At 72.5% G+C, this 13,330-nt stretch carries 12 protein-coding genes; 7 read left to right on the top strand and 5 right to left on the bottom strand.

What is annotated here, in order from left to right:
• Positions 1 to 170 precede the first annotated feature (170 nt).
• Positions 171 to 596, top strand: coding sequence for a CBS domain-containing protein (locus tag ACH4C6_RS30780; protein ID WP_398111927.1), 426 nt, complete (start codon positions 171 to 173; stop codon positions 594 to 596).
• Positions 597 to 602: 6 nt separating this feature from the next.
• On the opposite strand, the gene ACH4C6_RS30775 is transcribed toward ACH4C6_RS30780, so the two are convergent.
• The gene (locus ACH4C6_RS30775; protein ID WP_398111926.1) at positions 603 to 1,730 is read right to left on the bottom strand and encodes a magnesium and cobalt transport protein CorA; all 1,128 of its coding nucleotides are present in this window, start codon (positions 1,728 to 1,730) and stop codon (positions 603 to 605) included.
• A 334-nt stretch (positions 1,731 to 2,064) separates the two neighbouring features.
• On the opposite strand from ACH4C6_RS30775, the gene ACH4C6_RS30770 reads away from it, so the two are divergent.
• Complete coding sequence (locus ACH4C6_RS30770; RefSeq protein ID WP_398111925.1) at positions 2,065 to 2,856, top strand: class I SAM-dependent methyltransferase; 792 nt, start codon at positions 2,065 to 2,067, stop codon at positions 2,854 to 2,856.
• A gap of 103 nt (positions 2,857 to 2,959) precedes the next feature.
• Here the strand turns inward: ACH4C6_RS30770 and ACH4C6_RS30765 are convergent, their stop codons facing one another.
• Positions 2,960 to 4,096 carry a carbohydrate kinase family protein gene (locus tag ACH4C6_RS30765; protein ID WP_398111924.1) on the bottom strand — a complete coding sequence of 379 codons (1,137 nt, stop codon included), beginning with the start codon at positions 4,094 to 4,096 and terminating at the stop codon, positions 2,960 to 2,962.
• Positions 4,093 to 5,001: a pseudouridine-5'-phosphate glycosidase gene (locus ACH4C6_RS30760; RefSeq protein WP_398111923.1), complete on the bottom strand. Its 909-nt coding sequence runs from the start codon at positions 4,999 to 5,001 to the stop codon at positions 4,093 to 4,095. Before ACH4C6_RS30760 ends, ACH4C6_RS30765 begins: the two co-directional genes overlap by 4 nt.
• A 200-nt stretch (positions 5,002 to 5,201) precedes the next feature.
• Here ACH4C6_RS30760 and ACH4C6_RS30755 point away from each other — a divergent pair, with 200 nt between their 5' ends.
• The gene (locus ACH4C6_RS30755) at positions 5,202 to 5,630 is read left to right on the top strand and encodes a VOC family protein (RefSeq protein WP_398111922.1); all 429 of its coding nucleotides are present in this window, start codon (positions 5,202 to 5,204) and stop codon (positions 5,628 to 5,630) included.
• A 16-nt stretch (positions 5,631 to 5,646) separates the two neighbouring features.
• Here ACH4C6_RS30755 and ACH4C6_RS30750 read toward each other — a convergent pair whose 3' ends face one another.
• Positions 5,647 to 6,201 (bottom strand): methylated-DNA--[protein]-cysteine S-methyltransferase, encoded by a 555-nt coding sequence (locus tag ACH4C6_RS30750; RefSeq protein WP_398111921.1) that lies wholly within the window; start codon positions 6,199 to 6,201, stop codon positions 5,647 to 5,649.
• 64 nt (positions 6,202 to 6,265) lie between these two features.
• Positions 6,266 to 7,138 (bottom strand): glycerophosphodiester phosphodiesterase, encoded by an 873-nt coding sequence (locus tag ACH4C6_RS30745; protein WP_398111920.1) that lies wholly within the window; start codon positions 7,136 to 7,138, stop codon positions 6,266 to 6,268.
• Between the two features lie 288 nt (positions 7,139 to 7,426).
• On the opposite strand from ACH4C6_RS30745, the gene ACH4C6_RS30740 reads away from it, so the two are divergent.
• From ACH4C6_RS30740 to ACH4C6_RS30725, 4 genes are all read left to right on the top strand, one after another.
• Complete coding sequence (locus ACH4C6_RS30740; RefSeq protein WP_398111918.1) at positions 7,427 to 8,299, top strand: MHYT domain-containing protein; 873 nt, start codon at positions 7,427 to 7,429, stop codon at positions 8,297 to 8,299.
• Between the two features lie 40 nt (positions 8,300 to 8,339).
• Positions 8,340 to 10,484: an excinuclease ABC subunit UvrB gene (uvrB, locus tag ACH4C6_RS30735; RefSeq protein WP_398111917.1), complete on the top strand. Its 2,145-nt coding sequence runs from the start codon at positions 8,340 to 8,342 to the stop codon at positions 10,482 to 10,484.
• A 139-nt stretch (positions 10,485 to 10,623) separates the two neighbouring features.
• A complete protein-coding gene (locus ACH4C6_RS30730; protein WP_369196340.1) occupies positions 10,624 to 11,202 on the top strand; it encodes a TerD family protein in 579 nt (192 codons plus the stop codon).
• Positions 11,203 to 11,268: 66 nt separating this feature from the next.
• A complete protein-coding gene (locus ACH4C6_RS30725) occupies positions 11,269 to 13,284 on the top strand; it encodes a TerD family protein (protein ID WP_398111916.1) in 2,016 nt (671 codons plus the stop codon).
• Positions 13,285 to 13,330 lie beyond the last annotated feature (46 nt).

Raw genomic sequence — 13,330 nt, 5'->3', positions numbered from 1 at the left:
CCGTGTCGCGGGCACCGGCCGAGCGAGACGTCCCCGGGCCTCGGAGCTGCAGCGCGCGGGTGCGCCGACGGCCTCCGTGTGCGGGCCCGTCGAGGCGCGGCGAGAATAGAGGGCCGGGACTCGCGGCGCGTCCCGCGCCGCACCGGCCGTCCGGCACCGGGAGGCAGCCCATGACCACCGCCGGAGACATCATGCACCGCGGCGCCCAGTGGATCCCCGCGCACGAGACCCTCGACCGCGCCGCCCAGCTCATGCGCGAGCTGAACGTCGGTGCCCTGCCCATCAGCGACGAGGACGAGCGGCTGTGCGGCATCCTCACCGACCGCGACATCGTCGTCGGCTGCGTCGCCATGGGGCACGACCCCGCCCGCGTCACCGCCGGCGACCTGGCCAAGGGAACGCCCCGCTGGATCGACGCGGACGCCGACGTCAGCGAGGTGCTCCACGAGATGCAGGAACACCGCATCCGCCGGCTCCCCGTGATCCAGGACAAGCGCCTGGTCGGCATGATCAGCGAGTCCGACCTGGCCCGGCACCTGACGGACGGCCAGATGGCCTCCTGGGCGGAGAGCGTCTACGCCAGGACCACGGCCTGACCCGGTTCAGAGCCAGCCGGTGCGCCGGAAGGTCCGGTACAGCGCCAGGCAGGCGACGGATATGACGGAGAGGACCATGCCGTAGCCGTACCGCCAGTGCAGCTCCGGCATGTGGTCGAAGTTCATGCCGTAGACCCCGCACACCATCGTCGGCACGGCGACGATCGCGGCCCACGCGGTGATCTTCCGCATGTCCTCGTTCTGCGCGACCGTGACCTGTGCGAGGTGCGCCTGCAGGATGGAGTTGAGCAGTTCGTCGAAGGCGGCGATCTGCTCCTTCGCCCGCAGCAGGTGGTCGGCCACGTCGCGGAAGTACGCCTGTATCTCGGGGTCCACCGCCCGCAGCGGCCGGGTGGCGAGATCCTCCAGCGGCCGGCTGAGCGGCACCACCGCCCGCTTCAGTTCGAGCAGTTCCCGCTTCAGCTGGTAGATGCGCCCGGGGTCCGCCCGCGCCCCGGTCTCCGCGAACACGTCCGTCTCGACCTGTTCGATGTCCAGTTGCACCGCGTCGGTGACGCTCAGGTAGTCGTCCACCACGTGATCCGCGAGGGCGTGCAGCACCGCGGACGGGCCCTTGGCCAGCTGCTCCGGCTGCGACTCCAGCTCCTCGCGCAACGGCCCGAGTGAGCCGTGCCTGCCGTGCCGCACGGTGATGACGAAGTCGTGCCCGACGAACACCATGATCTCGCCCGTGTTCACCACCTCGCTGGTGGCGGTGAGTTGCTCGTGCTCCACGTAGCAGACCGTCTTGAACACCGCGAAGAGCGTCTCGCCGTACCGCTCCACCTTCGGACGCTGGTGGGCCTCGACCGCGTCCTCCACCGCCAGCGGGTGAAGGTCGAAAAGCTCGGCGATGCCCGCGAACTCGGCGTCCGTGGGCTCGTGCAGACCGAGCCAGACGAACCCCTCCCGGTGTTTGCGCACCCGCTCCACGGTCTCCACCAGATCGCCGCGCGCGGTCACGCGCACGCCGTCCCGGTACGTCACGCAGTTGACCACCGAGGAGCCCAGGGGGGACCGCGCGGGGTGACTCAGGTCGACACGCGGACGCCGCCGGGCCAGACGGGCCACCTTGCGCAGGCCGCCGACCCTGCCGAGGCTCGTGACCTTCCGCAGATTCCCTGCCATGGACATCCGGATCTCCTTGCGTGGACTTCTCGCGCCGTCCTGCGCCTTGGCGCGCCAGTCTGCCAGCCTCGGGCGAACGGTGTGCGGGCCTGTGGACAGGGCTCGTTCCGCTTGGTTCCCGGCTGTGGAAAACCAGGTCGCGGCGGCCGTGAGTCCTGACATGACGGCCCCACACGACGGCCCCGACACGACGGCCTCGACACGACGGCCCCGACACCGATGGGCCCGACGCGACAGCCCCGGCGCACCGATCGCTTCGACGCCCGGCGGGTGCCACACGGTTCTCCGCCCCGGAGCGTCGACCGGTACGACAAGTAGCGTCAAATGGGATGATCCCGGCATGACGCACACCGACGGACACCTCCTCGACGACCGGAAGCACGAGGCGGTGGAGCACTTCAGCGCCTTCGCCGCCCTCTTCGACCCCACGACGTTCCGGCACCTCGACGCCCTCGGCGTGGGGTCGGGCTGGCGGTGCTGGGAGGTCGGCGCCGGCACCACCGTCGTCTCCTGGCTCGCCAAGAAGGTCGGCCCGACCGGACGCGTCGTGGCGACCGACACCGACACCGCACGGCTCGCCATCGCCGCCCGGCCACCGGTCGAGGTGCGGGTGCACGAACTCGGCGCACAGGACCCGCCCGGGGAGGGTTTCGACCTGGTGCACGCCCGGCTGGCCCTGGTCCACGTCACCGACCGGGAGCGGGCGTTGCGGACCATGGTCAGGGCGCTGCGCCCCGGCGGACGCCTCCTCGTCGAGGACGCCGACCCCGCCCTCCAGCCCCTGCCCTGCCCCGACGAGCACGGCCCCGAACAGCAGCTCGCCAACCGGCTGCGCCAGGGCTTCCGCAAGCTCCTCGCCGAACGCGGCACCGACCTCCCCTGCGGCCGGGCCCTCCCTCGCCTCCTGCGTGAGGCGGGACTGGGCCGCGTCCAGGCCGACGCCTACTTCCCCCTGGCCTCGCCGGCCTGCGCCGCGTTGGAAGCCGTCACCATGCGCCAGATCCGCGACCAGCTCGTCGGCTCCGGCCTCGCCACGGAGCAGGAGATCGACCGGCACCTGTCGAACGTCACGTCCGGCACGCTCGACCTGACGACGGCTCCGATGATCTCGGCGTGGGGGCGCAAGCCGTAGCCGGGCGGCGGGGAGACGTGCCGCGGGCGCGGAGCGCCTCGGCAGGCGCCCGCGCGCGGACCCGCACCGCCTCGGCAGGCGCCCCCGCACACCTGCCCGCACCTCACCCGCTCGCCGGCGGTCTGCCGCCCACCCGCTCCACCGCGAGCGCACCGGCCCGGCACCCCTGCGCCGCGGCGTCCTCGGGACCGGCTCCCGCCAGCAGAGCGGCAAGGAACCCACCGGTGAACGCGTCACCGGCACCCGTGGTGTCGACGGGTGCCGCCGGTACGGCCGGGACGCGGGCGGTCACCTTCCCCGCACGCGCCACGAGCGCCCCCACGCAGCCCTGCTTGATCACCACCAGCGGCCCGCGCAGGCTCAGCTCGGCCGCCGCGTCGGACGCGTCACCGAGCCCCGTCAGCAGGCACGCCTCGTCCCGGCTCGGCAGCAACACGTCCACGCCGTCGACGAGCGACAGGAACCGCGCCGGGCCCAGAACGCCGAGGAAGCCGGCCGACGCGGGATCCACGCTCACCGGCACTCCACGCGCGCGTGCGGCCCGCAGCGCCACCGCCACCAGCGCCCGGCTCGGTTCGGAGAACAGGAGGTAGCCCGAGAGGTGCATCCGGGCCACCCCGTCGAGCAGCCCGTCCGACCAGTCGGCGGCGTCCAGCCGCAGTGACGCGCCGCTGTCCGTCAGGAACGTCCGCTCCGCCGCCGCGCTCTCGTCCACCATGCAGATCACCGTGCCGGTGGGCACTTCGGCGTCGACGACGAGCCGGGGACGCACCCCGCGGGCCACCAGTTCCCGTTCGTGCCACGCGGCCGCGTCCGCGCCCACGCGCCCCAGCAGCCGCACGTCGGCCGCTCCCTGGTGAGCCGCCCAGCAGGCGACGTTGGCCCCGGCCCCGCCCGGCACCGTGCGGATCGACGCGGCCGTGTCCGTACCGGCCGCCAGCGGACCGCGGTGCCGGGCGACGACATCGGTGATGACGTCCCCGACGACCAGCAGGGCCCGCCCCTGAGCGCGGCCCCCTATGCCCGCACCGACCGCCGCGGCCGGAGCGCCGTCCCCCTCGGTCTTCGCGGCGCCGGTGCCGCCCGTTTCAGCCCTCGCGGAGCCGGTGCCGCCCGCTTCAGCTCCCGGGGAGGCGGCGCTGGTCGCTTCAGCCCCCGCAAAGCCGGTGCCGGTCGCCTCGGGCCTCCCGGAGCCCCGGCCACCGGCGCCGGACGCCGCCGAGCGGCCGGCCGCGCTCATCCCCGCGCCCAGGCCGCCGCGATCCGGGCCGCCAGGCGCACATTGCCGCGCACCGCCGCCAGGTTGGCGCCGAGGGACGCCCCGTCGGTGTGCCGGACCAGGTAGTCCAGCAGGAAGGGCGTCACCGCCTGCCCGGTGACGCCCTCGGTCTCGCAGGCGTGCAGCGCGTCCGCGAGCACGCGCGCGTGCAGGTCCGGGTCGAGCTGTTCCTCCTCGGGGACGGGGTTGGCGACGATCAGCGCGGAATCCGGCCCGGCGAGCCCGTCCTGGGCCCGCATCACGCCCGCGACCTCCTCGGGCGTCCGCAGTGTCCAGTCGACGGGATGTCCCGAGTCGGAGAGGTAGAAGCCGGGGAAGCGGTCCGTGCCGTACCCGGCGACCGTGACGCCCAGCGTCTCCAGCCGCTGCAGGGTCGCCGGCACGTCCAGGATCGACTTCACACCGGCGCACACCACGGTGATCCGCGTGCGCGCCAGCAACCCCAGGTCGGCCGACTCGTCCTGCGTCACCGTCCACTCCCGGTGCACCCCGCCCAGCCCGCCCGTCGCGAACACCCGCACGCCCGCCGCGGCGGCGAGCAGCGCCGTGGCCGACACCGTGGTCGCCCCGCTCGCACCCGACGACACCGCCGGCGGCAGGTCGCGGTGGCCGAGCTTGCGGATGCCGTCCTCGTTGGCGACCCGCTCCAGCTGCTCCTTGTCGAGCCCGACACGGGGCCGTCCGTCCAGCACGGCGATCGTCGCGGGTACCGCGCCCTCCTGCCGCACGACCGACTCCAGCTCCCGCGCGACCTGGAGGTTGCGCGGCCGCGGCAGGCCGTGGGCGATGATCGTGGACTCCAGGGCCACCACCGGACGCCGCTCCTCGATCGCCGCCCGTACCTCTTCCGACACCACCAGCACCACGCGCCCGCCTCCTGTCAGTCGGCCAGTCGGTTCACCCTCATCCCTGGCGAGCGGCGCCCCGGGCCAAACCCCCGCGTCCGGACGGGCCCTCCCCGCCTGCCGTGCTCTCGCGCGGTTCCGGCCCTGCCTGAAGCCCGAGCCCTCCGCCCCCGGGGCCGGGCCCTTGCGAGTCGCGTCCGCGATCAAGGAGTCTGGGACGCATGAGCGATCACACGCCGCGTCTCGACCACGTCGTCCTCTGGGTGCGCGACCCTGTCGCCGCCGCGCGCTTCTACGAGGGGGCGGTCGGCCTGGAGCCGGTGCGGCTGGCCGAGTTCACCGCCGGCGAGGTGCCCTTCCCGTCGGTTCGCGTCAACGCCGAGACCCTCCTCGACCTCATGCCGCTGACCTTCACCCCGCGCATGACGATGCTGCCGGGCTCGGTCGAGAGCGCCGGGCACCCCGTGAACCACGTGTGCCTGTCCCTGCCGCGCGGCGACTTCGACGCCCTCCTCGACCGGCTCCGGGAGCGCTCGGTCCCCGTGTCGGAGCCGTCGTACGACTCCTTCGGCGCCCGCGGCAGTGCCAGGCGCAGCTTCTACTTCCGCGACCCGGACGGCAACGTGCTGGAGGCCCGCCACTACGACTGACCGCGCGCGCCCGCGCTCAGAACAGCGGCTCGGGAAGCACCCCTTCCAGGGCGAGCAGCTGCCGCTTGGTCTCCAGGCCGCCCCCGAAGCCGCCGATGCCTCCACCGCTCTCGACGACCCGGTGGCAGGGGACCACCACGGGCAGCGGATTGGCGCCCATCGCCATCCCGACGGCCTGCGCGGCACCGGGCTGCCCGACCCGGCCGGCCAGATCGCCGTACCCCACCACCGTGCCGTACGGGACGCCGGAGGCCAGCGCGCGCAGCACCTCGCGGGGGAAGCCGGAGATCAGCGACCAGTCCAGCGGCAGGTCGAAGACGCGCCGCTCACCGGCGAAGTAGGCCTCGAACTGGCGTATCGCCTCGGCCAACAGCGGGGAATCGGGCGCCTCGACGGGCTCGGTGCCCAGCCGCGACGCCAGCCGCTCGACCGCGCGGTCCCGGACCGGGTCCGTGGCGTGGAAGACGACGTTGACCAGGCCGTCCCGGCCGGCGGCCAGCAGCAACGGCCCGATGCGGCTCTCGACGACCGTCCACTCCACCCGTGGCCCGGCCTGCCCCTGACTGTCCATGCGCCCACCGTACGACGCACCACCGACAACGCCGGACGGCGCGGCACCCGGGGCCGACGCCCGGTCACCCGCCCACGGCGTCCCGCACCACGTCCGGCCGGTTCGTGAGGATCCCGTCGACGCCGTACGCGGCGACCCTGCGGGCCGTCGTCGCGTTGTCCACGGTCCACACGAAGACCTTCAAGGGCCGGCCGTGCGGTCCGGAGAACGACTGCACCGAGGCCACGTAGGCCGGCGAGAGCGAGCTCACCGACGGGTTGACCTGGTCGGTGAAGCGGGCGTAGTCGAGCAGGTCGGACACCGGCGGTGTCCCGAGGACCGCGGTCCGTACCGAGGGCCTCAGCTCGTGCACCGTCCGCACGCTGTCCGGGCTGAAGCTCTGCACGATCAGCCGGGCCGACACGTGCGACCGGTCCAGCCAGCCCTCGTTGCTGAGGACCTTCAGCGTCTGCCACTCGATGCCCGGATACAGCTCCGGGTTCTTGATCTCCAGCACCAGTTTCTGGTGCCGGAGCTCCAGGCGGTCCACGAACTGCTCCAGCGTCGGCACGCGTGCGCCCGCGTACGCGGACCCGAACCAGCTGCCGGCGTCCAGGCGGGCGATCTCCGCGGCGGTGAAGTCCTTCACCTTCCACGGCGCGCGGTCGGGGAAGACCTCCTCGGCGTCGGTGGTGCGCCGCAGGTTGTCGTCGTGGACGACGACCAGCTCGCCGTCCCGGGTGCGCTGGACGTCGTTCTCCACCCAGCGGATGCCCAGCTCCGCCGCCTTGTCCACGGCGGCCAGCGTGTTCTCGGGCGCGTACGCGGAAGCCCCCCGGTGCGCGATCACCAGGGGCACCGGAGTGTCGTCGGCGGCCCGCGCGGGGGAGTGGGGGAAGAGGAGGGCGGCGGTCCCCAGGAGTGCTGTGGTCGAAGCGGCGACAACGCGCGCGTGCATGCGTACTCCTCGTGTCGAGCGGTGGGCGGCATCACGGACAGCACCACTGTGACAGCAGAGAGTCGCCGGCAGAGGGGCGCGAGATGGCCACACGCTGAACAGCGGGGGCCCAACTCCGCTCACTGGTACCGCACACCTGCGGCGGGGCCGTGTTTCTTTGCCGGAAAGTCGTTCGACCATTCCGGTGGGGGTCATACTCTTCGCGTCGACCCTGACCGCCCGTGCGGTCCCGGGAGGGGGGCGCACATCAGGATTGCGGGAAGCAAACGGCGGGAAGGGCAGCCGCGCATGCAGGGCACGGTCGACGGATTCAGCTACGGCCTGGTCACACCCCTGGTGGCCTACCTCATGGCCTGCCTCGGCGGGGCACTGGGCCTGCGGTGCACCACCAGATCCATGCTCGTCACCCAGTCCTGGCGCCCCGGCTGGCTCGCCCTCGGCTCGGCCGCCATCGGCTCCGGTATCTGGACCATGCACTTCGTCGCGATGATGGGCTTCACCGTCCACGGCAGCCCGATCCACTACGACATGGCGATGACCTTCGCGAGCCTGGCCGTCGCGATCGTGATGGTGGGCGTCGGGATCTTCATCGTCGGCTACAAGGGCGCCCGCGGAACGGCCCTGTTCACCGGCGGCACGCTCACCGGCCTGGGCATCGCCTCCATGCACTACCTCGGGATGGCCGGTATGCGACTGCGCGGGCGGCTGGAGTACGACACCCTCACCGTCGGCCTGTCCGTGGCGATCGCCATGGGCGCCGCCACCGCGGCCCTGTGGGCGGCGGGCCAGGTCAGAGGGTGGCTGTGGAGCGTCGGCGCGAGCCTCGTCATGGGCCTTGCGGTGACCGGCATGCACTACACCGGGATGGCCGCCCTCGACGTCCACCTGCACGGCACCGCCGGGCCCGTCGCGGGGGAGTCGCCCGCCGCCCTGCTCGCCCCCATGATGATCGGCCCGCTCGCCTTCCTGCTGCTCGCCGGGGTCGTGGTGATCTTCGACCCGATGATGGTCATGGGCCGGCCTGCCGTCGTCGCCCCCGAGCGCAGGCCCGGCGTCCCCGCCCACCCCCGCGCCACCGTCCGGCACTCCGCCCGCCGCCTGCGTCTGCGGCCCCACCGTCCCGCCGGGCACCGGAGCGCCCGCGCACTGCAGAAGCGCTGATCAGAGCTGGTTGTCAGTGGGGGGTCGTACCGTTGATGTCATGCGGCCCGTTTCACAGATCGAACGCTCGGTGGCGCCCTTCGAGGTCGTCAGTCCCTACCAGCCCAGTGGCGACCAGCCCGCGGCCATCGCCGACCTCGCCCGGCGCGTCCAGGCGGGCGAGAAGGACGTCGTCCTGCTCGGTGCGACCGGCACCGGCAAGTCCGCCACCACGGCCTGGATGATCGAGAAGCTGCAGCGCCCCACGCTCGTCATGGCGCCGAACAAGACACTGGCCGCCCAGCTGGCCAACGAGTTCCGCGAACTGCTGCCGAACAACGCCGTCGAGTACTTCGTCTCGTACTACGACTACTACCAGCCCGAGGCGTACGTCCCGCAGTCGGACACCTACATCGAGAAGGACTCCTCGATCAACGAGGAGGTCGAGCGCCTGCGCCACTCCGCGACGAACTCGCTGCTCACCCGGCGGGACGTGGTCGTGGTCGCCTCCGTGTCCTGCATCTACGGCCTGGGCACCCCGCAGGAGTACGTCGACCGCATGGTCCCGCTCCGCGTCGGTGAGGAGATCGACCGGGACGAGCTGCTGCGCCGCTTCGTGGACATCCAGTACACGCGCAACGACATGGCCTTCAGCCGCGGCACGTTCCGCGTCCGCGGCGACACCATCGAGATCTTCCCGGTCTACGAGGAGCTCGCCGTCCGCATCGAGATGTTCGGCGACGAAATCGAGGCGCTGTCCACCCTGCACCCGCTCACCGGCGAGATCATCAGCGACGACCAGCAGCTCTACGTCTTCCCGGCCTCCCACTACGTCGCGGGCCCCGAGCGCCTGGAGCGGGCCGTCAACGACATCGAGAAGGAGCTGGGCGAGCGCCTGGCCGAGCTGGAGAAGCAGGGCAAGCTCCTGGAGGCCCAGCGCCTGCGCATGCGCACCACCTACGACATCGAGATGCTCCGCCAGATCGGCACCTGCTCCGGCGTGGAGAACTACTCGATGCACTTCGACGGCCGCCTGCCCGGCTCCCCGCCCAACACCCTGCTGGACTACTTCCCGGACGACTTCCTCCTCGTCATCGACGAGTCGCACGTCACCGTGCCCCAGATCGGCGCCATGTACGAGGGCGACGCCTCCCGCAAGCGCACCCTCGTCGACCACGGCTTCCGGCTGCCCTCCGCCCTGGACAACCGCCCCCTGAAGTGGGAGGAGTTCCAGGAGCGCATCGGCCAGACCGTCTACCTGTCGGCCACCCCCGGCACCTACGAGATGTCCCGCGCGGACGGCTACGTCGAGCAGATCATCCGCCCCACCGGCCTCATCGACCCGGAGGTCGTCGTCAAGCCGACCGAGGGCCAGATCGACGACCTGGTGCACGAGATCCGGCAGCGCACCGAGAGGGACGAGCGCGTCCTGGTCACGACCCTCACCAAGAAGATGGCCGAGGACCTCACGGACTACTTCCTGGAGCTCGGCATCCAGGTGCGCTACCTGCACAGCGACGTCGACACCCTGCGCCGCGTCGAGCTGCTGCGCGAGCTGCGCGCCGGCGAGTACGACGTGCTGGTCGGCATCAACCTCCTGCGGGAGGGACTCGACCTGCCGGAGGTGTCCCTGGTGGCCATCCTGGACGCCGACAAGGAAGGCTTCCTGCGTTCGGGCACCTCCCTGATCCAGACCATCGGCCGCGCCGCGCGCAACGTCTCCGGCCAGGTCCACATGTACGCCGACAAGATCACGCCGGCGATGGAGAAGGCCATCGACGAGACCAACCGCCGCCGCGAGAAGCAGATCGCGTACAACACGGAGAAGGGCATCGACCCCCAGCCCCTCCGCAAGAAGATCAACGACATCGTCGCGCAGATCGCCCGCGAGGACATCGACACGGAGCAGCTCCTCGGGTCGGGCTACCGCAAGTCCCGCAAGGACGGCGGCGGCACGAAGGCGCCCGTGCCGGCCCTCGGCAAGGCGACCGCGTCGGTCAAGTCCGCCAAGGGCAAGGGGAAGGCGGCCGAGCCTGCCGTGACCGACCGCCCCGCGGCCGAACTCGCCGAGCAGATCGAGGAACTCACCACGCGCATGCGGGCCGCCGCGGCCGACCTCCAGTTCGAGATCGCGGCCCGGCTGCGCGACGAGGTCTCCGAGATGAAGAAGGAGCTGCGTCAGATGAAGGAGGCCGGCCTGGCCTGACGACGTGCCCTGTACGTGCTGTGTTGCAAGACCGACACAAAGTACGTCCGGGGCTACGTCACTGTCAGTGGCCCTGCGTAGGGTTCTGGTCAACCGCGACCGCGCGGCAACAGGGGACGTTCGAGAGGGGAATCAGCGCGTGACCGTCAACATGACCAAGGGTCAGGCCATCAGTCTGCAGAAGAACGACGGGGGCAGCCTGACCGCGGTACGCATGGGTCTCGGCTGGCAGGCGGCTCCCCGGCGCGGCCTGTTCGGCTCGCGCACGCGAGAGATCGACCTCGACGCCTCCGCCGTGCTGTTCGCGGACAAGCAGCCGGTCGACGTGGTCTTCTTCCGCCACCTCGTGAGCGACGACGGCTCGGTGCGCCACACCGGTGACAACCTCGTCGGCGGTGTCGGGCAGGGCGGCGACGACGAGGCGATCCTCGTCGACCTCGCGCGGATCCCGGTCCACATCGACCAGATCGTCTTCACCGTGAACTCCTTCACGGGACAGACCTTCCAGGAGGTGCAGAACGCGTTCTGCCGCCTGGTCGACGAGACCAACGGCCAGGAGCTCGCCCGCTACACGCTCGCCGGCGGCGGCCAGTACACCGCGCAGATCATGGCCAAGGTGCACCGCTCCGGCAGCGGCTGGACGATGACGGCCCTGGGCAACCCGGCCAACGGCCGCACCTTCCAGGACCTGATGCCGGCGATCCTGCCGCTCCTCTGAGGGCACGCCGGCCCCGGCCGGCGGGCAGCACACGACACCACACAACGACACAGGGGGACGAAGGCGATGACGGCCGAGCTGGTGCGGGGGCAGAACCACCCGCTCTCCCAGGCCCGTCTCGAGATCCGGATCTCGGCCGGCACGCCGATCGTGGCCGCGGCCGCGCTCAGCGACGAGAACGGCCGGATCCACGGCGTGGAGTGGGTCGCCCACCCGGGCGCACCCACCCAGCCGGGTCTCGAGGTCTCCCGGCAGGCCGCCGCGGCGCACCGCCTCGCGGTGGACCTGGACGCCGTACCGGAGGCCGTGCACCGGGTCGGCGTCCTGCTCGCCCTGCCCACGGGCGGGGCCGGCCCGATCCGTTTCGGGGCCGTCGCCGCCCCCTTCACCGCCGTCACCGGCCTCGACGGCACCGAGATCGCCAGCTTCACCCTCACCGGCCTGGACACCGAGTCGGCCGTCGTCGCCCTGGAGCTCTACCGCAGGCAGGGCGCCTGGAAGGTGCGCGCGGTCGGCCAGGGCTACGCCGGCGGCCTGGCCGACCTCCTCACCGACCAGGGCCTGCCGCAGGCCCGGCAGCTCGCGGCCGACATCAACGAGGCGGTCGCCCAGGGCCTGTCCCGCTCGGTGCAGGCACCGCCCCCGCGCACCGCGGACGGCGACCGCTCACGCCGGACCGCGGCCCCCGCTCTCGGCCCCGACCACGGGAGCACCACGCCCCAGCCCGGCCCGGTCCCCCCGAGGTCCCCGTACGACGGTCAGCTGCCCGGCGCACCGGGGGAGCCCGCACCACAGCACCCGTACGCGGGGAGCACACCCGACGCGGGTCCGGCCACCCAGCCGTCCGCGCCGACGGCCGGCGGCCCCATCGACTACAGCCACCCGCGCCGGCAGAACGCCGCACCGCCGCCGCCCCCGCCGGCCGCGCCCCCGGCCGCACCCGGGCAGCCCGCCCGTCCCGTCGCGGGCGACGCCACCGGCTGGTCCCTGGACGAGCGGCTGTACAACCAGGTCTGGGGCATGTTCGAGGACCTGGCCCGCACCACCGCCGCCTACCGCAGCGCCGTCGACTTCGCCGAGTCCCGCATGGACAAGGAGCTCGAGCAGGTCCTGTCCGACCCGCGCAACCGGATCGGCGGGCAGGGCGACGCCGCCCGCGAGACGGCCAGGGCCCGCCACGCCCAGCTCGTCGACCAGGCCAGGGAGGCCCTCGACCGGGACCTCGCCCAGCTCAAGGCCGAGGCCGACGTCGTCGAACCGGCCCTGCCCGCGGCGTACGCCCGCTGGGACAACCCTGTCTGGCACGCCTACCGGGTACCGATGGAGATCCCGATGGCCCTGCGCCTGGGCGACCTGCACCTTCCCGAGGCGGAGGAGATCCGCATCCCCATGCTGGTCCGGCTGCCGCTGGAGCGCGGCCTGTGGATCGACAGCGGACGGGTGCCGTCCGCCGACGGTTCCCTCACGGACACGCACGCGATGGGGCGCCTGGCCATGGAGACGGCCGTCGCGCACGCCGCCCGGCTCCTCGCCGTCTATCCGGCCGGCGAGTTCACCGTCCACGTCGTCGACCCGGCCGGAGCGGGCGCGCAGGCCCTGGCTCCGCTGGTGCGGACCGGTGTGCTGGCGGGCCCTCCGGCGGCGGGTGCCGCCGGGGTGGCGGACGTGCTGGGCCGGCTCACCGAGCGGGTCGACCTGGTGCAGATGGCCGTGCGCGGCGGTGCAGCGGACGCCCTTCCGCCCGGGTTCGACACCGCGCAGCAACTGCTGATCGTGAACGACTTCCCGCACGGCTTCGACGACCGGGCCGTGAACCAGCTGCGCTACCTCGCCGACGAGGGGCCGGCCTTCGGCGTCCACCTGATGATGGTGGCCGACCGCGAGGAGTCCTCGGCCTACGGACCTCTGCTCGATCCGCTGTGGCGTTCGCTGCTGCGACTGACGCCCGTGGCGGACGATCACCTCGCCGACCCCTGGGTCGGCCATGCCTGGACGTACGAGCCGTCGCTCGTTCCGCCCGGCAGTCAGGTGCTCCAGCAGGTGCTCAGCCAGGTCGCGGCGGCCCGTGCCAAGCATTGGTAAAGACCTCTGACCTGGGATCTTGGCCGTTCTTTGGCCAATCGCTTTA

The organism is Streptomyces sp. NPDC017943 (genome assembly GCF_044328425.1).
In the GTDB taxonomy this organism is placed as follows: domain Bacteria; phylum Actinomycetota; class Actinomycetes; order Streptomycetales; family Streptomycetaceae; genus Streptomyces; species Streptomyces djakartensis_A.
This window is presented reverse-complemented; position numbering and strand designations above follow the sequence as displayed.

Coding starts and splice junctions, on each gene's coding strand:
- ACH4C6_RS30780 (WP_398111927.1), top strand. CDS start 171: ATGACCACCGCCGGAGACATCATGCACCGCGGCGCCCAGTGGATCCCC.
- ACH4C6_RS30775 (WP_398111926.1), bottom strand. CDS start 1,730: ATGTCCATGGCAGGGAATCTGCGGAAGGTCACGAGCCTCGGCAGGGTC.
- ACH4C6_RS30770 (WP_398111925.1), top strand. CDS start 2,065: ATGACGCACACCGACGGACACCTCCTCGACGACCGGAAGCACGAGGCG.
- ACH4C6_RS30765 (WP_398111924.1), bottom strand. CDS start 4,096: ATGAGCGCGGCCGGCCGCTCGGCGGCGTCCGGCGCCGGTGGCCGGGGC.
- ACH4C6_RS30755 (WP_398111922.1), top strand. CDS start 5,202: ATGAGCGATCACACGCCGCGTCTCGACCACGTCGTCCTCTGGGTGCGC.
- ACH4C6_RS30750 (WP_398111921.1), bottom strand. CDS start 6,201: ATGGACAGTCAGGGGCAGGCCGGGCCACGGGTGGAGTGGACGGTCGTC.
- ACH4C6_RS30745 (WP_398111920.1), bottom strand. CDS start 7,138: ATGCACGCGCGCGTTGTCGCCGCTTCGACCACAGCACTCCTGGGGACC.
- ACH4C6_RS30740 (WP_398111918.1), top strand. CDS start 7,427: ATGCAGGGCACGGTCGACGGATTCAGCTACGGCCTGGTCACACCCCTG.
- uvrB (WP_398111917.1), top strand. CDS start 8,340: ATGCGGCCCGTTTCACAGATCGAACGCTCGGTGGCGCCCTTCGAGGTC.
- ACH4C6_RS30725 (WP_398111916.1), top strand. CDS start 11,269: ATGACGGCCGAGCTGGTGCGGGGGCAGAACCACCCGCTCTCCCAGGCC.